Origin of the sequence: Devosia salina (genome assembly GCF_019504385.1) — a bacterium.
Classification (GTDB): Bacteria; Pseudomonadota; Alphaproteobacteria; order Rhizobiales; family Devosiaceae; genus Devosia; species Devosia salina.
This window is the reverse complement of sequence record NZ_CP080590.1, coordinates 1835007-1858192: the sequence shown is the minus strand read 5'-3', so window position 1 is coordinate 1858192 and position 23186 is coordinate 1835007. Positions and strand designations below refer to the sequence as shown.

Below are 23186 nucleotides of genomic sequence, written 5' to 3'. Positions count from 1 at the left end.
CAATGGCTCCCGTGGGGCCTTTGGTGACTATTCGAGCGCGGCGAAGCGTTCGACCAGCGGGGTTGCGCCGGAGACGATCAGTAGATCGCCGGGCTGGATCAGGGTCTCGGGCCGGGCATAGGTGAAATCTGTCCTGGGGCGCTTCACGCCCACGACGGTGACACCGTATTTGCTGCGCAGGGCGGATTCGGCCAGGGTCTTGTTGAGGCTCTCCTTGGGGGCGCGGGTCTTGACGATGGCGAAGCCGTCATCGAACTCGATGAAGTCGATCATCTGCCCCGTGACCAGATGCGCCACCCGCTCGCCCATCGCCGCCTCGGGATAGATGACGTGGTGGGCGCCGGTGCGTTCGAGCAGGCGACCGTGCTTGGTGCTGAGCGCCTTGGCCCAGATATCGGGCACCCCGAGTTCGCTGAGGGCCAATACAGTCATCAGGCTGGCTTCGATGTCAGTGCCGATACCAACGACGACCTTTTCGAAATCGGCGACGCCGAGCCGCTTGAGCGTGTCTGAACTGGTTGTGTCGGCCTGAACCACATGGGTCAGCCTATTGGCCCATGACTGGACGATGGCTGCGTCCTCGTCGATGGCGAGCACTTCGTGGCCAAGCCTTACCAGCGAGTCGGCCACGGCACCGCCGAAGCGGCCAAGGCCGATGACAAGAACGCTGCCGGGTGTCGGTGCTGCGGATTTCCTAGCCAACGATGGGGCGCTCCTCAGGATATCTATAGGGCCGCTGGGACCGCTTGAGGGCCAGCCCGGTGGCCACGGTAATGGTGCCGACGCGCCCCACGAACATGAGGGCAATCAGCGTCAACTCGGCCGACGGGGGCAGGCTGCCGGTGATGCCGGTCGACAGGCCCACTGTAGCGAAGGCCGAGATGGTTTCAAACAACACCTGCTCAAGCGGGAAGGCGGTGACCGACAGCAGGTGCAGCGTCGCCAGCGCGATGGCAATGGAGGCCAGTACGATCAGCGTCAGCGCCTGCCGCAGTACATCGGTCGAGAACCGGCGATGAAAGGCGGTGGTGTCGGTCTCGCCGCGGATTTCGGCCCATACCGCAAGGGCCAGGATGAACACGGTGGACACCTTGATGCCGCCGGCCGTGCCGGCGCTGCCGCCACCGATGAACATCAGCATATCAGTCACCACCAGCGTTTCGGTCCGCAGCGCGCCGATATCGACGGAATTGAAGCCGGCGGTACGCGTCATGACCGAATGAAACAGCGCATCGAGCAGGCGTTCGGGCAGCGACACCAGGGTCAAGGTCCCCTCTGCCGCCGATTCATAGGCGAGTACGGTGAGAGTGCCGACCACGATCAGCACGACAGTCCCCAGCAGCGTGATCTTGGTGTGCACCGACCATTTCGAGGGTTGCCAGAGCCGGCGCTTGAGATCGGCAAGGACCGGGAAACCGATACCGCCGACAATGACCGCCAGCATGATGGGACCGAGGAAAAGCCAGTCATTGGCAAAGCCCATGAGGCTGTCCGAATAGGTCGAGAACCCGGCATTGTTGTAGGCGGAGATGGCGTGGAAGAGGCCATTCCAGATCGCCACCGGCAGCGGCTCGCCATAGGCCCAGTGCAGACGCAGGGCCAGGAGTGCCCAGATGAACAGCTCCACGAGCAGGGTCACGACAAAGATGAGGCGCAGGACCCCGGTCACATCCCCCAGGTCCAGTGTGCGCGTCTCGGCCTGGGCGATAATGCGGGTGCGCAGCCCCAGCCGGCGGCTGATCAGCACCCCGAGAAGGGTGCTGCCGGTCATGATGCCGAAGCCGCCGACCTGGATCAGGGCCAGAATCACGGCCTGGCCGAAGGGCGTCCAATAGGTCGGGGTATCCACGACGATGAGGCCGGTGACGCACACGGCGGAGGTCGCGGTGAACAGGGCGGTGATGATGTCGGCGCCACCGAGGCCAACCCTGGCGATCGGGAGCAACAGCAGCGCTGTGCCGATGGCGATGGCCGCCAGAAACGCCAGTGGAACCAGGCGCGCAGGATGCTGCAGGGACGATCTCAAACTCGGCCTTCTTGTTCGTGACGGTCGCGACGAGCGGCCGGGTGCGGCGCGACTTTATGCTTTTCTTATGGCCGGGCCAAACCTTCCGGATGGAATTTTTACGCGAGGCGGGAGCATTGGATGACCTCCACCCATGGAGGCATACATGCTCGACCTGATCTATCTCGCCATCACCGCGGCTGCGTTCCTTGGGCTCTTTGCCTATGCGCGCGGCCTGGCGCGCCTGTGAGGCCGCCATGCTGCTGATCGCCTTTCTCATTGCGCTGGGCCTCGCCGGCTATCTGCTGGCGACGCTCATTGCGCCCGAACGCTTCTGACTTTCTTCTCCCCAAGGAGACCAAAACATGACCTGGCAAGGCTGGCTGCAAATCGGCCTGGTACTCGCCCTCGTTGCCGCGGCAATCAAGCCGCTCGGGCTCTACATGGCCGATGTCTTCGGCGGCGAACGAACCTTTCTTACACCCGTGATCGGCCCTCTCGAGCGCGGCTTCTATCGGCTGGCCGGACTCGATCCCAAAGGGGAGCAGGGCTGGCTGGGCTACGCCGTGGGCGTGTTGCTGTTCAGCTTTTTCGGGGTGGTGCTGCTGTTCGCGATCCTGCGCCTGCAGGGCGGATTGCCGCTCAACCCGCAGGGGTTTGAGGGCCTGGCGCCAGACCTGGCGTTCAACACCGCGGTCAGCTTCGTCACCAATACCAATTGGCAGTCCTATGGCGGCGAGACGACGATGAGCCATCTCAGCCAGACGCTGGGGCTGACGGTGCAGAATTTCGTCTCGGCGGCGAGCGGCATTGCCATTGCGGTGGCCGTCTCCCGGGCCTTCGCCCGCGCCGGCGTCGACCGGATCGGCAATTTCTGGGTCGATCTGACCCGCGCCACACTCTACGTGCTGCTGCCCATCGCCATCGTCGTCGCCCTGGTCTTCGCGGCCCTGGGCCTGCCGCAGACCCTGGATGGGTCGGTGGCCGCCACGACGCTGGAAGGCGCCAGCCAGACCATCGCCCTGGGCCCCATGGCCAGCCAGGAGGCGATCAAGCAACTCGGCACCAATGGCGGCGGGTTCATGAACGTCAATGCGGCCCATCCGTTCGAAAACCCCAATGCCTTTTCGAATTATCTCGCCATCTTCTCGATGCTCTCGATTTCTGCGGCGGTGGTCTACACCTTTGGCCAGATCGCGGGCAGCCGCCGGCAGGCCTGGGCCCTGCTGTCGGCCATGGCGGTGCTGCTGGTCATCGGCATCGGCGCCATCTACTGGGCCGAGACCGCTGGTAATCCGATCCATATCGCGGCAGGCCTCGATCCGGCGCTGGGCAATATGGAAGGCAAGGAAGTCCGCTTCGGCCAGGCCATGACGGCGCTTTATGCGGCCGTGACCACGGGCCTTTCCAATGGCGGGGTGAATGCCATGCATTCCTCGCTCACGCCCCTGGGCGGGCTGGTGCCGCTGTTCCTGATCCAACTGGGCGAGGTGCTGCCCGGCGGCGTGGGTTCGGGCCTCTATGGCATGGTGGTCTTTGCCATCCTCACGGTCTTCGTGGCCGGGCTGATGGTTGGGCGCACGCCGGAATTCCTGGGCAAGAAGATCGAAGCCCGCGAGATGAAGCTGGCCATGCTGGCCGTACTCATCCTGCCCCTGGCCATTCTTGGCTTCTCGGCCATCGCCGCAGTCATCCCCGCGGGCCTTGCCGGCCCGGCCAATGCCGGTCCGCATGGGCTGACGGAAATCCTCTATGCCTATTCCTCGGCGGCCGGCAATAACGGCTCGGCCTTTGCCGGCCTCTCCGCCAATTCGCCCTGGTACAATACCACGCTGGGGCTGGCCATGCTGGCCGGGCGCTTCGCCTATATCGTGCCGGTGCTGGCCATTGCCGGCTCGCTCGCCCGCAAGCCCAAAGTGCCGGCCTCATCGGGGACTTTCCCCACTGACGGGCCGCTGTTTGTCGGCCTCCTCGTCGGCATCATCCTCATCCTCGGCGGCCTGCAATTCTTCCCCGCGCTCGCCCTGGGGCCGATCCTCGAGCATGTGCTCATGCTCGCCGGCCAGACGTTCTAGGAGACAATCATGTCAACGAAAGCTGTAACGCCTTCGGTCTTCGACCCGGCCATCCTGCTGCCGGCCCTGCGCGACGCGCTGATCAAGCTCGATCCGCGCCAGCTCGTGCGCAATCCGGTGATCTTCGTCACCGAAGTGGTGGCGCTGGTGGTCACCCTGCTCTGGGTCCAGGAATTGGCGACCGGCATCGGCGCCCCGGCCTTTTCCGGGCAGATCGCGGCCTGGCTGTGGTTTACGGTGCTCTTTGCCAATTTCGCGGAAGCCGTCGCCGAAGGGCGCGGCAAGGCGCAGGCGGAGAGCCTCAAGCGCGGCAAGTCGGACCTCTTCGCCAAGCGGTTGCTGTTTCCCTCTGATGAAAGCAACACGGGAGCCGAGGTCATTCCGGCAACCGATCTCAAGGTGGGCGATATCGTGCTCGTCGAGGCCGGAGACATCATTCCGGGCGATGGCGAGGTGATCGCCGGCGTTGCCTCGGTCAACGAAAGCGCCATTACCGGGGAATCGGCCCCGGTGATCCGCGAGAGCGGCGGCGACCGTTCGGCCGTGACCGGGGGCACGCAGATCATCTCGGACTGGCTGCGCATCCGCATCACCACCAAGCCGGGCGAAAGCTTCGTCGATCGCATGATCGGGCTGATCGAAGGCGCCAAGCGGCAGAAGACCCCCAATGAGATCGCGCTGTCGATCCTCTTGTCCGGGCTGACGCTGGTGTTCCTGATCGCGGTGGTGACGCTTTATGGCCTGGCGCTCTATTCGGGCACCGACCTGTCCCTGGCCGTGCTGGCGGCGCTGTTGGTGACGTTGATCCCCACGACCATTGGCGGGCTGCTTTCGGCCATTGGCATTGCCGGGATGGACCGGCTGATCCGCTTCAACGTGGTGGCTACGTCGGGCCGCGCGGTGGAGGCGGCGGGGGACGTCGATACCTTGCTGCTCGACAAGACCGGCACCATCACCTTCGGCAATCGCATGGCCAGCGAATTCCTGCCGGTGAACGGGGTCAATGAAGCCGATCTGGCCCGCGCCGTGCTGCTGGCAAGCCTCGCCGACGAAACGGCAGAAGGGCGCTCCATCGTTGCCCTGGCCAAGTCCGACTATGGTCTCTCCGAACCCGAATCCGCCAAGGGCGACACCATCGCCTTTTCGGCCCAGACACGCATTTCCGGCATCGACATCGATGGACGGCAAATCCGCAAGGGTGCGGTGGATGCCATCCTCAGATTCACCGAACTCGACCGGGCGCAGGCGCCGAGCGAATTCAATGCTGCTGTCGACCGGGTGGCGCGGACCGGCGGCACGCCGCTGGCCGTGGCCGACGGGCGCAGGCTGCTGGGCGTCATCCATCTCAAGGATGTGGTCAAGCCCGGCATCAAGGAGCGCTTTGCGGCGCTGAGGGCCATGGGCATCAAGACGGTGATGGTGACGGGCGACAATCCGGTCACCGCCGCCGCCATCGCCTCGGAAGCGGGCGTCGATGATTTCCTCGCCGAGGCCACGCCCGAGCAGAAGCTCGACTATATCAAGCGCGAGCAGGAAGGTGGGCGGCTGATCGCCATGTGCGGCGACGGCACCAATGACGCACCGGCCCTGGCCCAGGCCGATGTCGGGGTCGCCATGCAATCGGGCACCCAGGCGGCGCGCGAGGCGGGCAATATGGTGGACCTCGACTCCAGCCCCACCAAGCTCATCGAGATCGTCGAGATCGGCAAGCAGATCCTGATGACGCGCGGTTCGCTGACCACCTTCTCCATCGCCAATGACGTGGCCAAGTATTTCGCCATTATCCCGGCGCTGTTCATCGCCACCTATCCCGAACTGGGGGCGCTCAATGTGATGGGACTGTCCTCGCCACAGTCTGCCATCCTCTCGGCGGTGATCTTCAACGCGCTGATCATCGTGGTGCTGATCCCGCTGGCGCTCAAGGGCGTGGCCTATCGGCCAGTCGGTGCTGCCGCGCTGCTGCGCCGAAACCTGCTGATCTATGGGCTGGGCGGGCTGATTGCCCCGTTCCTGGGCATCAAGCTGGTCGATCTCGCCATCAGCGCCCTCAACCTCGTCTAGGAGAAGAGCAATGTTGATTGCACAAATCCGTCCTGCCCTGGTGCTGCTCGTGCTCTTGAGCCTTGTCACGGGCCTGGCCTATCCGCTCGCCATCACCGGCATCGCCCAGGCCGCCTTTCCGGTCCAGGCCAATGGGAGCCTGGTCCATCGCGACGGCGCCATTGTCGGCTCGGATCTCATCGGGCAGGCTTTCGCCGGTGACGGCTATTTCCATTCGCGTCCTTCGGCGGTCGGCTATGATGCGGCCGGCTCAGGCGGGACAAATCTGGGTGCGACGTCGGCTGTGCTGGCCGAGGACGTCGCGGCGCGGGTGTCCGCCCTTTCCGATGGAGATGAAGCCGTGCCTGCCGATGCGGCTACGGCATCGGGATCGGGTCTCGACCCGCATATCTCGCCGGCCTTTGCCCAGTTTCAGGTCCCGCGCATCGCCGCCGAACGCGGCATTGACGAACCGGAACTGACAGCGCTGGTGACGCGCCATACACAGCTGCCATTGCTCGGAATTTTCGGCGAGCCAGTGGTCAACGTGCTAGAACTCAACCTGGCGCTGGACGATCTGGAAACCGGTGGAAACTGAATGAGCGACACCCGGGACAAGGGGCGCCCCGATCCCGGGGCCTTGCTCAAGCTTGCCGCAGGCGAAGGCCGCGGCAAGCTGACGATCTTCCTCGGTGCAGCGCCGGGCGTGGGCAAGACCTATGCCATGCTTTCGCGGGCCCAGCAGCGCCGGGCCGCCGGCGCCGACATCGTGGTGGGCCTGGCCGAGACGCATGGGCGGGGTGAAACTGCCCGCCTGCTCGACGGGCTGGAGGTGCTGCCGCGGCGCAAGGGCGAGCATTCGGGCAAGACCTATGACGAGTTCGACCTGGATGCGGCCCTCAGACGCCGGCCAGCCATCATCATTGTCGATGAACTCGCCCATTCCAACGATGCCGGTGCGCGCCACCCCAAGCGCTACCAGGATATTGCCGAGCTGATCGACAATGGCATTGATGTGTGGACGGCGCTCAATGTCCAGCATCTGGAAAGCCAGGCGGATCTGGTGGCCCGCATTGCCGGCGTGCCGGTGCGCGAGACCGTGCCCGATGTCGTGCTGCAGCGGGCCGACGACGTCGTGCTGGTGGATCTGCCGCCGGCCGAACTGATCCAGCGCCTCAAGGAAGGCAAGGTCTATCTGCCCGAGAGCGCGACGCGGGCGGCCGAGAAATTCTTTCGCCCCGAAAACCTGACGGCCCTGCGCGAGCTGGCCCTGCGGCGCACGGCCAATCGGGTGGACGACCAGATGGCCGATATCTGGCGCCAGCAGGCGCTGGAGGGACCCTGGGTCACCGGCGAGCGGCTGCTGGTATGCGTTGGCCCCGACCAACTGTCCGAAAAGGTGGTGCGTACGGCAAGCCGCATGGCGCTGGGCCTCAATGCCCGCTGGATCGTGGTGGCCCTGTCGCGCAGCGCCGACCCGATCCTTGATGCCGACAGGTCGGCGCGCCTCGAAGCAACACTGGTGCTGGCCGAGCAATTGGGCGGTGAGGTCCGTCGGGTGATTGCCGACGACTTTGTCGCCGAGATCGTGCGCATCGCCCGGCGGGAAAACATCACCCAGGTCGTGATCGGGCGTCCTCACGCCAGCTTTCCCATGCGCATCTTCAAGCGATCCCTGCCGGACAGGCTGATCGGCGTTCTGGATGGGGTCGGGGTCCACCTGGTGTCGGAAAGCGCCGGGGCGGCGAGCAAAAAATTGCGGTTCCGCAGGCGCAGCCTGCCCGAATGGGTCGCCAGCCTTGGCATTCCGGCCGCGACGGCCGGGGCCATCACCGTCCTTGGCCTGGGCCTCTCGCAGGTGGTGGTGCTGCAGAACCTGTCTATCCTCTACCTCCTGGCCGTGCTGGTTTCGGCGATCCTGGCGGGGCGTTTTGCGGCCCTGCTGGCGGCCGGGCTGTCCTTCCTGGCCTATAATTTCTTCTTTATCGAGCCGGTGCGCACCTTCACCATCGCCAAGCCGCACGAGGTGCTGGCGCTGCTGATCTTCGTGGCGGTGGCCGTGGTGACCGGCACGCTGGCGGCGCGGCTGCGCGAGCAGATCGAGCGGGCCCGCCAGGCGGTGCGCAGCACCCAGGCACTCTATGATTTCTCGCGCAAGCTTTCGGCCGCCTATGGCGTCGACGGCGCCCTGACCGCCACCACGGCACAGATCAATGCCATGCTGGGCCTGCCGGCCGTCGCGCTGGCCACGGAGGAGGGGGGCGAGCTCGAAATGCGGGTCGCCTGGCCGCCGGACCAGACGCTGGACGAAACGGCGATGACGGCGGCGCGATGGGCGCATGACAAGCGGGAGCCGGCCGGGTACATGACCGGCACCTTGCCCAATGTTCCCTATCTCTTCGTGCCCATCCGCTCGGACCAGCGCATGGCCGGGGTGGCCGGCATGCGGCTGGCGCCCAGCCATGGCCCCTTGTCGCCCGACGAAGAGCGGCAGGTTTCCGCGGTGCTGGAACAGGCGGTGATTGCCATCGACCGGGCGCGCCTGGTGCGTGAAAGCGCCAGGACCGCGGTGGCGCAGGAGGGCGAGAAACTGCAGGCGGCCCTGCTGTCCTCCCTCTCGCATGACCTGCGCACGCCGCTGGCCTCGATCACCGGGGCGGTCACCACGCTGCGCCAGCTTGGCGAGCGCATGGATGCCAATACGCGCATGGACCTGCTGGTGACCGTGGAGGAGGAAACGGGGCGGTTGACCCGGTTTGTGGGCAATCTCTTCGACATGACCCGCATCGAATCCGGGCTGCTCAAGCCACGCCGCGAACCGGTGGACCTGCCGGCGCTGGTCGGCGGTGTCGCCGAGCGTATGGCCCGGCTGGAGCCGCGCCTCAGGATCGAAGCCAGCACGGCCGATTCCATGCCGCCGGCGCTTGCCGATGCGGGCCTGCTGGAGCAGGTGTTGTTCAACATATTCGACAATGCGCGCAAATATGCCGGTACGGAGCAGCCGCTCAGCGTCTATATCCGTCGCGATGGCGGGGAAGCGGTGATCAGCGTGACTGACCAGGGCAGGGGCATTCCGGCGGAGGAGCTGGAGGTGATCTTCGAAAAGTTCCACCGCCGCGCCAAGGGCGATGGGCGACCGGCCGGCACCGGATTGGGTCTCTCCATAGCGCGGGGGTTCGTCGCCGCGATGGGGGGGACGATCAAGGCGGAGAGCCCGGCCATGCGCAAGCGCGGCACCCGTTTCGTCATTCGCCTGCCGCTGGCCGAGGAGAAGGGATCGTGACGCGCACCCGGATTTTGGTGGTCGACGACGAGCCGCAGATCCAGCGGTTCCTCAAGCCGGCCCTATTGGCCGTCGATTATGAGGTGGTGCAGGCGGCCAGCGTCGCCGAGGCCAAGCGGGCCATTGCCACGCAGGCGCCCGATGCGGTGGTGCTCGATCTCGGCCTGCCCGATGGCGACGGCAAGGAGGTCATTGCCGCGGTGCGGGTGTTTTCGAGCGTGCCCATCATCGTGCTCTCGGCCCGTGACCGCGAGAGCGAGAAGATCGAGGCGCTCGATCTGGGGGCCGACGACTATGTCGAAAAACCCTTCGGCATCGGCGAGCTCTTGGCGCGCATCCGTACCGCGCTGCGGCACAGGGAGCCCGACGAGAAGGCGCCGACGATCATCGATCTGGGTGCCCTGGTGATCGACGATGCCGCCCGAAAGGTGGTGCTGCAGGGCACAGTGCTGCACCTGACGCCCAAGGAATACGACCTGCTGCTGCTGCTGGCGCGCATGGCGGGGCGGGTGCTGACGCATCGGCAAATCCTCAGCCAGATCTGGGGACCCGCCCATGCCGATGACGTGCAATATCTGCGCGTCCTGGTGGCCCAGCTACGGAACAAGGTCGATATCGCGCCGGGACAGCCCAGCCTGATCCGCAACGAACCCGGCGTCGGCTATCGGCTCCAGGCGGTTGGGGACGAGATGGAGTGAGGGGGGGGGGCGGGTGGGTGTTGGGGGTGGGGGCGTATGTTCTCCGGCAATGGCCGGCCTCGTCCTTCGAGGCCGCTACGCGGCACCTCAGGGTGAGGCCTCATGATGGGTCAGCAGTCGCCATCCTCTCCAAAGCCCTCGAGGTGAGGTGCGCTTTACTGCTTCTTCCGGCTGGCCAGGTCCGGCAGGGCCGCATAGTCGTAGCGGATCAGGGCTTCCTTCTTGCGGCGCGTCCAGCCCTTGATCTGCCGCTCGCGGTCGATGGCGTCGAGCATTCGCTCGAAGGTTTCGGTGAAGACGAGTTCGACGGGACGCCGGCTTTTCGTGTAGCCATCGCCGATGCCCTGGTTATGCTCCCAGACGCGCGCCTCGGCCGGCTTTTTGGTGAGGCCGGTATAGTAGGAGCCGTCAGCGCAGCGGAGCATGTAGACCGTGACCTGCATGTGTCCCCTCCGAGAGAGAGTGTGTGAGGATTTTTGTGTGAGGACAAGGGAGCGGTGACGTGTGCCGCCCCCTTCGGCAGGCTCAGGGCGGTTCGAGGCTGCGCTTCGCTACGCACCTCACCATGAGGCTCTGGAGGGGGCGGTGTTTGCGTTGGCCATAGAGGGGAATGGCTATCGGACCATGGCGCTGCACGACCGGAAGCCCTCATCCTGAGGAAGCGCGTAGCGCTGTCTCGAAGGGCGAGGGCGGTCTTGCTGTGTAAATGGGAAGTCACCCGCGGTGGCATCGGGGCTCTCGCCTCGTGGTTCGAGGCTGCGCTTCGCTACGCACCTCACCATGAGGCTCTGGGACGGCAAGTTGCAATTTGAGCTGACTAGGAGTGCTTTGACGTCTTAGAAGCCTAGCAACTTTGCTAAAGCGGCTCCCGCTTTCTTAGCTACTTCCCCAAGAGCAGTTCCAACGAATTTTTCTGCCAGCCAAATGATAGGCTTTTGCAGAAGAAGAAAAACCTGCATCCGGGAAGCTTTACCTTCCTTCAGATGCCCTACGCCTCCCTGGAGGGTGTCTACAACTGCTCCAGACTGCCCCGGGAACTGATCTGAAAAGATGTTGCTGATTCGGATTTCGACGACCAGCTTTTCAACTGCATCGATGGCTTCCTTGTACTCCGCGGAGTTTTCATCAAACACAACTTCCGCCCAGTCGTCCGGTTCGCTGGCACTTTCTCCCACAGCCAAAATTTCGTCATCACCGGTAGTGTCGACTGAGTAGTTGGCGAGCAGCGCGGCCTCGCCCTCCCTAGCAATGTGGCGCATGAGAGAGTTCTCGGTGCCCAGAGCATCTTCGACGGCTTCAATACCTTCTGGCGAAATCGCGTAGGTGTATCCTTCGGTTCGGTTTCCCGATCTCTGGATATATTTTGGCGAACTGAATCCGTTGCCGCGAAAGCGTTCCAGTGCGGTCCTTGTTAGGTTCCTACTAGGATTGGCGAAATAGGATCTACAGATATAGTCCAGTGTTATTTGATCTTCTTGATCATTTACATAGTCTAGGTAGATTCTGTAAAGAATATATATGGATAGGGCATTTAGCCCTATCGCAGGTTTCGCGGTTCTCTCTTGTTCGACCATGCTGGTCTCCCTCAAGAGCTACGCGGCAAGAGCGTCTTCATGTACTCAGACTGCCTCAGCTACACCCCGTCGTCGTCCCGCACGTATCGCACTTCAGGCAGGTGCCGTTGCGGACCATGGTGAAGTTGTTGCACTCGGTGCACTGGTCGCCGGTATAGCCCTTCATCTGCGCTTCGGCGCGGAGGAGGCCCGTGTCCTTTGAGGGCGGCGGGTTGGGGATCGGGTTGAGCTCGGCGGTGTTGAGGGCCGTCGGGGCCGGGTCGATCTTGAGGGCCGTGGCGGATTTGAGCGCCGTCACGGTGGAGGTCTGCATGGAGCCGACCGGGTTATAGGCCTCGGCCTGTGCCTTGGGCACCAGCATGAGCGAGGAGTTCTGCACCTTGCCGCGGGTCATGCCGCGGGAGACAAAGCGCTCGGCGGGCACCGGGGCGGGCGCGGGCGCAGTGCTGCGCGCGCCTTGCTCCTCGGCAACGCCCTTGCCGAGCGAAGTCGGGCTATCCGGATTGACGTGTGCCAGATCATTCCGGTCGAGATAGGAAACGGCCAGCTCGCGGAACACATAGTCGAGGATCGAGGTGGCGTTCTTGATGCGGTCATTGCCCATGACCATGCCGGCGGGCTCGAAGCGGGTGAAGGTGAAGGCCTCCACATATTCGTCCAGCGGCACGCCATATTGCAGGCCCAGCGAGATGGCGATGGCGAAATTGTTCATCATGGCGCGGAAGGCGGCGCCTTCCTTGTGCATGTCGATGAAGATTTCCCCGAGGCGCCCATCGTCATATTCGCCGGTGCGGACATAGACCTTGTGGCCACCGACAACGGCCTTCTGGGTATAGCCCTTGCGGCGGTCGGGCATCTTCTCGCGTTCGCGATAGACCTTCTCGACGATCTTTTCGACGATGACCTCGGTGCGCGCGGCGGCGGGCAGGGCGGCCAGGGCCTCGACGGCATCCTCCTCGTCCTCGTCGTCAGCGGCGGCGAGCACGGAGGAATTGAGCGGCTGCGAAAGCTTGGAGCCGTCGCGATAGAGCGCATTGGCCTTCAGGGCCAGGCGCCAGGACAGCATATAGGCGTTCTTGGCGTCCTCGACGGTGGCGTCGTTGGGCATGTTGATGGTTTTCGAGATGGCGCCCGAAATGAAGGGCTGGGCCGCGGCCATCATCAGGATATGCGATTCAACCGAGAGGTAGCGCTTGCCGATCTTGCCGCAGGGGGTGGCGCAATCGAAGACGGGCAGGTGCTCGTCCTTGAGGAAGGGCGCGCCTTCGAGCGTCATGGCACCGCAGACGTGGATATTGGCGGCCTCGATGTCCTTCTTGGAGAAGCCGAGGAAGGGCAGGAGTTCGAAGGAGAAATCGTTGAGCTGCTCGTCGGTCACGCCGAGCGACTTGAGGAAGTCGGCGCCCAGCGTCCACTGGTTGAAGACGAACTTGATGTCGAAGGCCGACTTCATCGCGGCGTTGAGCGCCTCGATCTTGTCATCGGTAAAACCCTTGGCCTTGAGGGTGGTCGGGTTGATGGCCGGGGCCTGGTTCATATTGCCATGGCCGACCGCATAGGCCTCCATTTCGGCAATCTGGTCTTCCGAATAGCCCAGGGTGCGCAGGGCCGGGGGCACGGCGCGGTTGATGATCTTGAAGTAGCCGCCACCGGCCAGCTTCTTGAACTTGACCAGGGCAAAATCGGGCTCGATGCCGGTGGTGTCGCAATCCATGACCAGGCCGATCGTGCCGGTCGGCGCGATAACGGAAACCTGGGCGTTACGGTAGCCGTGCTTCTCGCCCAGGGCGAGCGCATTGTCCCAGGCCAGTTTGGCGCGTTCGGACAGGTTGGTGTCCTTCACATTGGCATGGTCGAGCGGGACCGGGTTGATGGAGAGCTCTTCATAGCCCTCGGCATTGCCATGGGCGGCATTGCGATGGTTGCGGATGACGCGCAGCATGTGCTTGGCGTTGCGCTTGTAATCCTTGAAGGGGCCGAGCTCCTTGGCCATTTCGGCCGAGGTGGCGTAGCTGACGCCGGTCATGATGGCGGTGATGGCGCCGGCAATGGCGCGGCCCTCGGCCGAGTCATAGGGAATGCCCGAGGTCATCAGGAGCCCGCCGATATTGGCGTAGCCGATGCCCAGCGTGCGGTATTCGAATGAGCGTTCGGCAATGGCGCGCGACGGGAACTGGGCCATCATCACCGAGATTTCGAGCACGATGGTCCAGAGGCGGACGGTGTGCTCATAGGCAGCGGTGTCGAAGGAGCCATCCTTGTTGCGATAGGGCAGGAGGTTGACCGAGCAGAGGTTACAGGCCGTGTCGTCGAGGAACATATATTCCGAGCACGGATTGGACGCGACGATCGGGCCGGCGGCGGGGGAGGTGTGCCACTCGTTGATGGTGGTGTGGTACTGGATGCCCGGATCGGCCGAGGCCCAGGCGGCGTAACCGATCTGTTCCCAGAGGTCCTTGGCCTTGAGCGTCTTGGTGACATTGCCCTTGATGCGGCCGATCAGGTTCCAGTCGCCATCGTTCTCGACGGCATTGAGGAAGTCGTCGGTGACGCGGACGGAATTGTTCGAGTTCTGGCCCGAAACGGTCAGATAGGCCTCAGAGTCCCAATCGGTGTCGTAGATGGGGAATTCGAGGTCGGTATAGCCCTGGCGGGCGAACTGGATGACGCGGAAAATGTAGTTCTCCGGCACCAGCGCCTTCTTGGCGGCGCGGACTTCGCGCTTGAGGGCCGGGTTCTTGGCCACGTCGAAGCAATCATCGCCCGAACCGCCTTCGCAGTTCACGGCGGCCTTCATGATGGCCTTCAAATGCTTGGAGACGACCTTGGAGCCGGTGACGAGGGCTGCAACCTTCTGCTCCTCCTTCACCTTCCAGTTGATGTACTGCTCGATATCGGGATGGTCGATGTCGATCACCACCATCTTGGCGGCGCGACGGGTGGTGCCGCCCGACTTGATGGCGCCCGCAGCGCGGTCGCCGATCTTCAAAAAGCTCATCAGGCCCGAGGACTTGCCGCCGCCCGAGAGCTTTTCACCTTCGCCACGGAGTTTCGAGAAATTGGTGCCGGTGCCCGAGCCGTATTTGAACAGGCGCGCTTCGCGGACCCAGAGATCCATGATGCCGTTCTCGTTGACGAGGTCATCATCGACGGACTGGATGAAGCAGGCATGGGGCTGGGGATGCTCGTAGGCCGACTTGGACTGGACGAGCTTGTGGGTGAAGGGGTCGACGTAGAAATGGCCCTGGCCGGGACCATCAATGCCATAGGCCCAGTGCAGGCCCGTATTGAACCACTGGGGAGAGTTCGGGGCGACCCGCTGGGTGGCGAGCATGAAGGCGAGTTCGTCGAAGAAGGCGCGCGCGTCTTCCTCGCTGTCGAAATAACCGCCCTTCCAGCCCCAATAGGTCCAGGTGCCGGCCAGGCGGTCAAAGACCTGGCGGCTGTCCATTTCCGAACCATAGCGTTCGGCTTCGGGAAGCTTGGCGAGCGCGGCTTCATCGGGAACGGAGCGCCACAGCCAGGAGGGAACGGAATTCTCCTCGACCTTCTTGAGGACCTTGGCGACGCCGGCCTTGCGGAAATATTTCTGCGCAATGATGTCGGTGGCCACCTGCGACCAGGTCGCGGGCACGGCAATATTGTCCAGCTTGAAGACCACCGAGCCATCGGGGTTCCGGATTTCGCTGGTGGCCGAGCGGAACTCGATCGAGCCGTAACGGTCCGCGTTGGCAGTGGTAAACCGGCGTTCAATGCGCATAGTCGTCGTATTCCCCAAATCGGGCAGGCACATAGGCCCGCCAGCCGCACCGCGGCTTCGTCCGTTTCTGTTTGACGCTTTCACCAACCGAGGTCCGCGGGAGGCGCGGCCCTCGAAGAATTTGCCCCGTGCCCCGTTCCTGCGCAGGTCTGTCGCCAGCGCTTGGTTCGGGGACTTGCCCGATGCCCTCAAGACGGCACCGGACCGTCGATGAGAGTTAGTCGATTCAGGGGGCGCGTCAACGCCAGAAATTACAAGACCTAGTGTCGGCATCCGGTGCCGGAACAAGGGATAGTATGGGTAATATGTGGATTACGGGGACAAATGGCAAGGAAAACAGAGCGCTTGCCGCGCAATGTGAAGGCCATATGGAGGGCGTTCGCGGACCCCATGAAGGGCACTAGATTCTGCCGCTAAGGCTGCGGGATTCCTCGCTGTTCGGTGCCGCGGTCCTGCTGTTTACCGGTCGTTATCCATGTGCGTAAGACGCAGAATCGGTCTGGGCGAAAGTGTGTCAAGCGCAGAATTTTGGGCGATTCCATGACATCTGGGGATGGGGGTGTATTTCGCCGATCAGTGGGCAGCACTCTACATCTAGTCGGTTGCGCGCCGACCCTGCCGCTGCCCATAGATGACCCAGAGCGCCAGCGGCGCCATGACCAGGCCTGCCCAACCATAGGCGGGCAGGATGCCGACGCGGTCGGCCAGAGCGCCGAAGGCAAGAGTGCCAACAATGCCAGAGACATTCTCGGCCATCACCAGGGCCGAGGTGGTCGTGGCCCGGCTCTTGCCCTCCATGACGCGCTGAAAGCGGGCTTCCGCAAGCACGTTGAGCGGCGCCATCACCACATAGGCCGCGCAGAGCATCAGGACGAACCATGGCGTGGTGCCGATCGAGGCGGCGATGAGCAGGGCACCGCCCAGCAGCGGCAATAGCCAGGCCAGCCAGGGGCGTCCGCCCAGGCGATGCGCGAACAGGCTGGCACCGGCATAGAGGAATTCCACGGCGGCCGCGGCAATGCCCCAGGCCCAGACGGGGAGGCCCACGGCCAGGAAATAGAGCTGGTCGAACTCTTCGATGAGCTGGAAGACCACCAGGCCCACCGCGATATAGGTGGTGACGAAGCGCAGATCGGCCTGATGGCGAAACTCATTGAGCGCATCGACGAAATGCGAGAGGTAGCCCGCCGGTGCCTGTTCGGGTTCTTCGGGCGCCTTGAGCTTGCGAACGTCCTCTAGCCAGAAGGCAAGCGCTGAGGCCAGCAACAAGGGGGGTATGGAGAGCCAGAGACCCCAATCGAAGCTGAGCCAGGCAACCAGGCCACCCAGCAGCGCGCCGAAGCCGATGCCCAGTTCCTCTGCCGCATTGTCGCGGCCAAGAACCTTGTCGTAGTCGCCGGTGCGGCCGTCATGGGCCATGCGCTCATAGAGCAGCGCCTCGCGCGACCCGGATTGCAGGGCCTGTGCCAGGCTCCAGAACAGGAAGCCGGCGGCATAGAGCCAGAAATTGCCCGCGGCCACGATCCAGAACAGGAAGGTCAAAGCCTTGAACAGCGGCGCGGCCACGAGCAGCCAGCGCCGGTCGAAATGGTCGGACAGGGCGCCCGAAGGCATTTCGAGCACGATGGCCGTGGCCGACCAGAAGGCAAGCAACAGGCCGATCTGGGTGATCGACAGGCCCTCGAGCTCAAACAGGGCCGTGTAGAAGGCATAAGCGAGGATGAAGTCGAACAGGAAGGCATAGGCGTAGTAGAGCCCGAGGAACCGACGGAGGCTCACTTGAGGGTCCTCAACAAGGCCTCACCCACGCCACGCAGCCGCGGACGCCCTTTGGGCAGGGACAGGCGTGGATTGCCGCTGAGGACGCGGATGTCGGTCTGACCGAGCCGATCGGGGCCGATGGCAATGGCCGCAGATTCGGAGGGAACGGGAGATGCCATTGCATTCTTTCGATTTCAGAACGATAAGTGAATAACCTTGCGGGACAGCGAGGTCAACAGGTAACAGAACGAGCGGTTTGAAATGGCGCGGCCACGTGGATATGAGCGCGAAGAGGTCATCGACAAGGCAATGGCGCTGTTCTGGCGGCTGGGATATGAGGGCGCCCATCTTGCGGCGCTGGTCGAACATACCGGCCTCAACCGCTTCAGCCTCTACAAGGAATTCGGGGGCAAGGCCGGGCTCTACGAGGCGGCGCTGGAGCGGTTTGTCGGCATTCTCGTTGCGCAGTATCGGGAAATGCTGACGCGCCAGCCTATGGGACTGGAAAATATCGAGGCGAACCTCAAGGGTCTCGAATATGGCAGCGAATACTATGGCTGCTTCATGCTCAATACGCTGACACAGAAGGATACGGTGCCGGAAGGTGCGCATCAGAAGGCGGTGGAAGCGGCCGCGGAAATCGAGGCGCTCTACCACGCCAATCTCGTCAGCGCCGCCGCGCGTGGGCAAGTGGATGCCAAGGCGAACCTGGCCGGCCTGGGCAAGATGCTGCAGACCATGGACCAGGGATTGCACATCCAGGGACTGGCTGGCACCAGCGACGTGCAGAAGGATCGCGTGATCAAAACGATGATGCAGTTGTTGCGGGCCGGATGACCCTTTGCGCCGCTGATGGGGGCTGGCCGCGCAGGTGCGTGCCCGCACCGCTCAAATCCGCGATCTCACTCTAGGCTCACCCGCTCGACCATGCTAAACCGACCGCAAAATCGACGCCAAATATGCGGAATCGAAAATTGGCCCAGTCCGGTATCAAGCAATTCCTGAGTGAAATCTTCGCCTGGTGGGGCGGCAACACCTGGGGCACGCGCCTCTGGATCCGCCGCTTTGGCGACTATGTCGGGTCCGATGAATTCGGCAACCGCTACTATCAGGACCGCAAGGCCAATCGCCGCTACGTGACCTATGCCAATGGCTTTGCCGATGCGTCGTCGATCCCGCCCGGTTGGCATGGCTGGATGCATCACCGTTCGGATGTGGCGCCTGCCAATGCCAAATACGAGCCGCGGGCCTGGGAAAAGCCGCACCAGCCCAACCTCACGGGCACTGCAGCCGCCTACCGTCCGGATGGAAGCCTTCTCAACAAGGGTGAACGCCCGCGCGTCACCGGCGACTACCAGGCCTGGTCGCCCGAGTAAGGGCAGGCCGGGTTTGCAGATCAATCCGACAGCCCTGTTGCGGCCGCTGCTGACAGCGGCCGTTTTGTGTCTGGCACCGGTCATGCCCGCGCAGGCGCAGCCAGTGGCCAACCCCGTGGCGACCTTTGCGGGCCTGGACAAGATTACCGGGCGCATCACGCGCTTCGACGTCTATGTCGACGAGACCGTGCTCTTCGGCGCACTCGAGATTACACCCCGCGCCTGCTACGACCGTCCCAGCAGCGACACGCTGCAACGCACATCGGCCTTTCTCGAAGTGGATCAGCTCAGCCTGGACGGTACGTCCGAGCGCATCTTCACGGGCTGGATGTTTGCCGACAGTCCCGCCCTCAATGCCGTCGACCACGCCGTCTATGACGTCTGGCTGATCGAGTGCAAGACCTCGACCAACGTCCCGCCGCCCTCCGAGCGCTGATTTTTCTTCCCACCCGTGTTCAACTCGCTGACCGTCCCTCGTCGTGAAGGGAAGGCGCATGGGCGCGCCGGGAGGTCAGGATGTTGCTCAAGGACAAGGTTGCCGTGGTCTATGGAGGGAGCGGGGCGGTCGGCGCCGCCGTGGCATCGGCATTTGCGCGCGAGGGCGCGGTGGTGCATCTGGTGGCACGGCATATCGAGCCGCTCGAAGCGGTGGCACGCAACATCCGCCAAGCGGGCGGCAGGGCCTTTGCCGGGCGCGCCGACGCGCTCAATCCCGACGCGGTCGCGACCCATCTCGAACACGTGGTGGCCCAGAGCGGTCCGGTGAAGATCGCGTTCAGCGCCATCGACTGGGGCGATTCCCAGGGGCAGGCCATCAGCGAGATGAGTTTTCAGCGGTTCATCCTGCCAGTCGAGCGCGGTCTGAAGTCGTGGTTCAACATTGGCGGACTGATGGCGCGGCATATGGGCGAGAATGGCGGCGGGGTCATTCTGGGTTTCACCGCCAATGCGGCGCGGGAGGCCTATACGGAAATGGGTGGGTTCGGCATTGCCTGCGCGGCCGTGGAGCATTTCCTGCGCCATCTTGCAGTGGAAAACGGGCCAAAGGGTGTGCGCTGCTGCTGGGTGCGCTCGCCCGGCTCGCCCGATGCACCGGGCGTGCGCGAGGCCTGGCTCATCCATGCTCGCGAGCGCGGCATTTCGTTTGAAGAGATGCACAGGGAAGTCGCCAAGGACACGCCGCTGCGACGGATTTCCTCGCTGAGCCAATGCGCGGATGCCGCAGTGCTGCTGCCAAGCGATCTGGCTTCGAGCATGACGGCGACGCTGGTCAATGCCACCGGCGGCGCACAGGTTGATTGAGAGAGCGGAAGGAGACAGCAAGATGATGACTTTGCCAGAGATCACGGAACGTCCTGCACAAAGCTATGTCTATGTGCCTTTCACCGTGACCATGCATCAGATGCAGAAGCCGGCAAACGAAGGTTTCCCGCTGATTTTCGACTATCTCGCGCGCCATGGCCTGACCGCCACGGGGCCGGCCTTCTACAATTACCGTCGCATCAATATGGCCGAAACGCTCGACGTCGAGGCAGGGATCGCGGTGGAGCGTCCGGGCCCTGAAGACGGTGCGGTCAAAGTCGGCACGCTGCCCGGTGGGCGATTCATGGGGGTCACCTGGCACGGACATCCGGACGCGCTCATTACCGTCACCGGCGTCCTGATTGGCTGGTCGAACTTGACCCAGCAGCCGTTCGATCAAAGGAGCGAGGGCGAGGACGACCATTTTGCCTGCCGCTTGGAGCTTTACGAAAGCGATCCGGCCGAGGTGCCGGATATGAACAAATGGGTGACGACGCTGGCCTTCAAGCTCAAGGACTAGAAGAGTTCATCCAGCGTGCAATAGTAGCGATACTTTGCCTCGTCCCATTCGGCGCCATAGGCGGCGAGGAAGGGAGCGACGTGATCCTTGCCGATATTGTAGGCGATGCTGCGGCAGGCGAGGGCCAGGTCCTGCCAGACGTCGGCAAGACCCATGCGGCCGCAATCGACCATGCCGGAGAAGCGGCCATCGAGCGCCAGGATGTTGGGCGTGGAGGCATCGCCATGGGTCACGATCTGCTGACCAGTTGCAGGCCGGTTGGCGTGGAGCCAGTCGAGCACTTGCGGCGCGGACCAGCGGAGGCGATCGGTGTCGAAGTCACTTTCGTCGACGAGACCGGCGGCAATGCGGGCCGCCCCCTCGGTCAGGCGGGCATCAACATTGTGGTCGAAGGGGCAATTGGTGGTGTCGAGCGCATGGATGCGCTTGAGCCCCTGTGCGTAGGCGCGGACAAAAGTCTCCGGCTCGCCAACGGAGTGGGTCAGGTCCTTTCCCGGCACGGCGCTCATCAATAGCCAGAGCCGATCCGACGATTGCTCGGCGTCGATGACGCGTGGCGCCTTGAAGCCCATGCGGGTGAGCCAATTGAGACGCTCGATCTCTCCGGGCAGTTCGGACAGCGGGTGGAGGGGTGCGGATTTGAGGAAGACCGCATTGCCATCACCGAGCGCGATGCGCCAGATCGCGGCGCCGGACTTGCCAATGGTGATCGGGGTCCAGGCGAGGTCGCGAAGGGGCGAAAGGCTTTCGGGAAGCGTGTCAGGCTCGATCATTGCCGGTCCCAGGCGTGCCAGTCGCCGGCGGCGGCGGTGGCATGGGCCAGCCGCTCCTCATATTCGGCGCGGGTGATTTCGATACCACCCAGCGAGGCCAGGTGATCGGTGAGGAACTGGGTGTCGAGCAGTTCGAAGCCGCCAGCATTGAGGCGGTCGACCAGATGGGCCATGGCCATCTTGGAGGCGTCGGTGCGGCGGTGGAACATGGACTCGCCGAAGAAGGCGGCGCCGATGGCGAGGCCATAGAGACCGCCTATGAGCTCATCCCCGTCCCAGACTTCCACGGTGTGAGCGATGCCGCGATTGAACAGCTCGCCATAGACCGAGCGGATGGTGGCGTTGATCCAGGTCGTGTCGCGATCCTCGCCGACGGTCGCGCAGCCGTCGATAATGCCATCCCAATCTTTATCGACGCGGATGGTCCAGCCCGATTTGCGCATCGCCTTGTGCAGGCTCTTGCTGGCGTGGAAGCCATCGAGCGGCAGGATACCGCGCATGTCGGGGCTGACCCAGAAAATGTCGGTGTCGGCCGCATCCTCGGCCATGGGAAAGATGCCGGCGCGATAGGCGCGCACGATCAGCTCGGGGGTGATCTCGACGGTGAAGGGATCGGTGTGGCGGGCCATGATGCAAAGATAAGGGGCGCCGAAGCGCCCCTCAATAGATCAGGCCTTGTTGTTGGCCAGGAATTTTTCCAGCCAGTGGATGTCGTAATTGCCGGCCAGAACGTCCGGCTCCTTGAGGAGGCGCTGGAACAGGGGCAGGGTGGTCTTGACGCCATCGATGACGAATTCGTCCACGGCGCGGCTGAGGCGCTTGAGGCACTCTTCGCGGGTGCGGCCATAGACGATCAGCTTGCCGATCAGCGAGTCATAGTAGGGCGGGATGCGATAGCCCTGATAGACCGCCGAATCGACGCGGATGCCGACGCCGCCGGCCGGGTGGTAGAAGGTGATGGTGCCGGGCGAGGGCGCAAAGGTCTGCGGGTCCTCGGCATTGATGCGTACTTCGATGGCATGGCCATAGAACTGCACCTGGTCCTGCGTCATCGAGAGCTTTTCGCCCGAAGCGACCTTGATCTGCTCATAGACGATGTCGACGCCGGTGATGCGCTCGGTAACCGGATGCTCCACCTGGAGACGGGTGTTCATCTCGATGAAATAGAACTCGCCGTTCTCATAGAGAAACTCGATGGTGCCGGCGCCGGAATATTTCAGCTTGCGCATGGCGGCGGCGCAGATCTCGCCGATCTCGTCGCGCTCGGACGGAGAAATGGTCGGGCCGCCGGCCTCTTCCCAGACCTTCTGGTGGCGGCGCTGCAACGAACAGTCGCGCACGCCCAGATGCACGGCATTGCCCTGGCCGTCGCCGAGCACCTGCACCTCGATATGGCGCGGCTTGCCGAGGTATTTTTCCATATAGACCGAGTCATTGCCAAAAGCGGCCTTTGCCTCGGTGCGGGCGGTTGACCAGGCCTCGAGCAGGTCCTTTTCGGTCTTGGCGACCTTCATGCCGCGACCGCCGCCGCCGGCGGTGGCCTTGATCAGCACCGGATAGCCAATTTCCTTGGCGGTCTTCTTGGCGTCCGCCTCGGTTTCGACGGCGCCGGCGGAGCCGGGGACCACGGGAATGCCGAGCTCGACCGCCGTCTTCTTGGCGGTGATCTTGTCGCCCATGATCTCGATATGGTGCGCCGAGGGACCGATGAAGGTCACATTGTGCTCGGTCAGGATCTTGGCGAAGCGGGCGTTCTCCGAGAGGAAGCCATAGCCGGGATGGACGGCGTCGGCGCCGGTGATCTCGCAGGCCGCCATGATGGAGGGGATGTTGAGATAGCTGTCGCGCGCGGCATTGGGGCCGATACAGACGCTTTCATCGGCCAGGCGCACATGCATGGCATTGGCGTCGGCCGTCGAGTGCACGGCGACGGTCTGGATGCCCATTTCCTTGCAGGCGCGCAGGATGCGCAATGCGATTTCGCCGCGATTGGCGATGAGGACTTTCTGGAACATTCAA

At 63.6% G+C, this 23186-nt stretch carries 21 protein-coding genes; 11 read left to right on the top strand and 10 right to left on the bottom strand.

Translation table 11 applies throughout. From position 1 onward, the window contains the following. Positions 1-27: 27 nt before the first annotated feature. Positions 28-702 (bottom strand): potassium channel family protein, encoded by a 675-nt coding sequence (locus K1X15_RS08870; protein ID WP_220307093.1) that lies wholly within the window; start codon positions 700-702, stop codon positions 28-30. Next, positions 695-2026, bottom strand: a complete 1332-nt coding sequence (locus tag K1X15_RS08865; RefSeq protein ID WP_220307092.1) for a TrkH family potassium uptake protein — start codon at positions 2024-2026, stop codon at positions 695-697. Before K1X15_RS08865 ends, K1X15_RS08870 begins: the two co-directional genes overlap by 8 nt. A gap of 203 nt (positions 2027-2229) precedes the next feature. Here K1X15_RS08865 and K1X15_RS08860 point away from each other — a divergent pair, with 203 nt between their 5' ends. The 6 genes from K1X15_RS08860 to K1X15_RS08835 are packed head-to-tail and all read left to right on the top strand — an operon-like array spanning position 2230 to position 10101. Next, the gene (locus K1X15_RS08860) at positions 2230-2343 is read left to right on the top strand and encodes a potassium-transporting ATPase subunit F (RefSeq protein WP_220307091.1); all 114 of its coding nucleotides are present in this window, start codon (positions 2230-2232) and stop codon (positions 2341-2343) included. A gap of 27 nt (positions 2344-2370) precedes the next feature. Continuing rightward, complete coding sequence (gene kdpA, locus K1X15_RS08855) at positions 2371-4080, top strand: potassium-transporting ATPase subunit KdpA (protein ID WP_220307090.1); 1710 nt, start codon at positions 2371-2373, stop codon at positions 4078-4080. A 9-nt stretch (positions 4081-4089) separates the two neighbouring features. Then, positions 4090-6141 carry a potassium-transporting ATPase subunit KdpB gene (kdpB, locus tag K1X15_RS08850; RefSeq protein WP_220307089.1) on the top strand — a complete coding sequence of 684 codons (2052 nt, stop codon included), beginning with the start codon at positions 4090-4092 and terminating at the stop codon, positions 6139-6141. A 13-nt stretch (positions 6142-6154) separates the two neighbouring features. Next, on the top strand, positions 6155-6718 hold the full coding sequence (gene kdpC / locus K1X15_RS08845) for a potassium-transporting ATPase subunit KdpC (RefSeq protein ID WP_220307487.1): 564 nt from the start codon (positions 6155-6157) through the stop codon (positions 6716-6718). Next, the gene (locus tag K1X15_RS08840; protein WP_220307088.1) at positions 6719-9403 is read left to right on the top strand and encodes a sensor histidine kinase; all 2685 of its coding nucleotides are present in this window, start codon (positions 6719-6721) and stop codon (positions 9401-9403) included. Beyond that, positions 9400-10101, top strand: coding sequence for a response regulator (locus K1X15_RS08835; RefSeq protein ID WP_220307087.1), 702 nt, complete (start codon positions 9400-9402; stop codon positions 10099-10101). Before K1X15_RS08840 ends, K1X15_RS08835 begins: the two co-directional genes overlap by 4 nt. Before the next feature lie 155 nt (positions 10102-10256). Here the strand turns inward: K1X15_RS08835 and K1X15_RS08830 are convergent, their stop codons facing one another. The 5 genes from K1X15_RS08830 to K1X15_RS08810 all read right to left on the bottom strand — a co-directional run bounded on the left by K1X15_RS08830 (position 10257) and on the right by K1X15_RS08810 (position 17375). Beyond that, positions 10257-10544, bottom strand: a complete 288-nt coding sequence (locus tag K1X15_RS08830) for a GIY-YIG nuclease family protein (protein ID WP_220307086.1) — start codon at positions 10542-10544, stop codon at positions 10257-10259. A 393-nt stretch (positions 10545-10937) separates the two neighbouring features. Next, positions 10938-11675 (bottom strand): hypothetical protein, encoded by a 738-nt coding sequence (locus tag K1X15_RS08825; protein ID WP_220307085.1) that lies wholly within the window; start codon positions 11673-11675, stop codon positions 10938-10940. A 55-nt stretch (positions 11676-11730) separates the two neighbouring features. After that, positions 11731-15435, bottom strand: a complete 3705-nt coding sequence (locus K1X15_RS08820) for a vitamin B12-dependent ribonucleotide reductase (protein ID WP_220307084.1) — start codon at positions 15433-15435, stop codon at positions 11731-11733. A 594-nt stretch (positions 15436-16029) separates the two neighbouring features. Continuing rightward, positions 16030-17214, bottom strand: a complete 1185-nt coding sequence (locus K1X15_RS08815) for an MFS transporter (RefSeq protein WP_220307083.1) — start codon at positions 17212-17214, stop codon at positions 16030-16032. Next, positions 17211-17375 carry a hypothetical protein gene (locus K1X15_RS08810; RefSeq protein ID WP_220307082.1) on the bottom strand — a complete coding sequence of 55 codons (165 nt, stop codon included), beginning with the start codon at positions 17373-17375 and terminating at the stop codon, positions 17211-17213. The genes K1X15_RS08815 and K1X15_RS08810 overlap by 4 nt, the downstream gene beginning before the upstream one ends. Positions 17376-17457: 82 nt before the next feature. On the opposite strand from K1X15_RS08810, the gene K1X15_RS08805 reads away from it, so the two are divergent. From K1X15_RS08805 to K1X15_RS08785, 5 genes are all read left to right on the top strand, one after another. Beyond that, the gene (locus tag K1X15_RS08805) at positions 17458-18033 is read left to right on the top strand and encodes a TetR/AcrR family transcriptional regulator (RefSeq protein WP_220307081.1); all 576 of its coding nucleotides are present in this window, start codon (positions 17458-17460) and stop codon (positions 18031-18033) included. Positions 18034-18185: 152 nt separating this feature from the next. Further along, complete coding sequence (locus K1X15_RS08800; protein ID WP_220307486.1) at positions 18186-18572, top strand: NADH:ubiquinone oxidoreductase subunit NDUFA12; 387 nt, start codon at positions 18186-18188, stop codon at positions 18570-18572. A gap of 13 nt (positions 18573-18585) precedes the next feature. Beyond that, positions 18586-19008: a DUF2155 domain-containing protein gene (locus tag K1X15_RS08795; RefSeq protein ID WP_338033495.1), complete on the top strand. Its 423-nt coding sequence runs from the start codon at positions 18586-18588 to the stop codon at positions 19006-19008. Between the two features lie 80 nt (positions 19009-19088). Beyond that, entirely contained in the window at positions 19089-19874 is a 786-nt protein-coding gene (locus K1X15_RS08790; protein ID WP_220307080.1) for an SDR family NAD(P)-dependent oxidoreductase, read from the top strand. Between the two features lie 22 nt (positions 19875-19896). Beyond that, positions 19897-20394, top strand: a complete 498-nt coding sequence (locus tag K1X15_RS08785; RefSeq protein ID WP_220307079.1) for a GyrI-like domain-containing protein — start codon at positions 19897-19899, stop codon at positions 20392-20394. Here K1X15_RS08785 and K1X15_RS08780 read toward each other — a convergent pair. Genes K1X15_RS08780 through accC form a run of 3 tightly spaced genes read right to left on the bottom strand, consistent with a single transcriptional unit; the run spans position 20391 to position 23182 of the window. Further along, a complete protein-coding gene (locus tag K1X15_RS08780) occupies positions 20391-21167 on the bottom strand; it encodes an APH(3') family aminoglycoside O-phosphotransferase (protein ID WP_220307078.1) in 777 nt (258 codons plus the stop codon). The genes K1X15_RS08785 and K1X15_RS08780 overlap by 4 nt on opposite strands. Continuing rightward, complete coding sequence (gene aat, locus K1X15_RS08775; protein WP_220307077.1) at positions 21164-21796, bottom strand: leucyl/phenylalanyl-tRNA--protein transferase; 633 nt, start codon at positions 21794-21796, stop codon at positions 21164-21166. Before aat ends, K1X15_RS08780 begins: the two co-directional genes overlap by 4 nt. A 39-nt stretch (positions 21797-21835) precedes the next feature. After that, the gene (gene accC, locus K1X15_RS08770; protein ID WP_220307076.1) at positions 21836-23182 is read right to left on the bottom strand and encodes an acetyl-CoA carboxylase biotin carboxylase subunit; all 1347 of its coding nucleotides are present in this window, start codon (positions 23180-23182) and stop codon (positions 21836-21838) included. Positions 23183-23186: the final 4 nt, after the last annotated feature.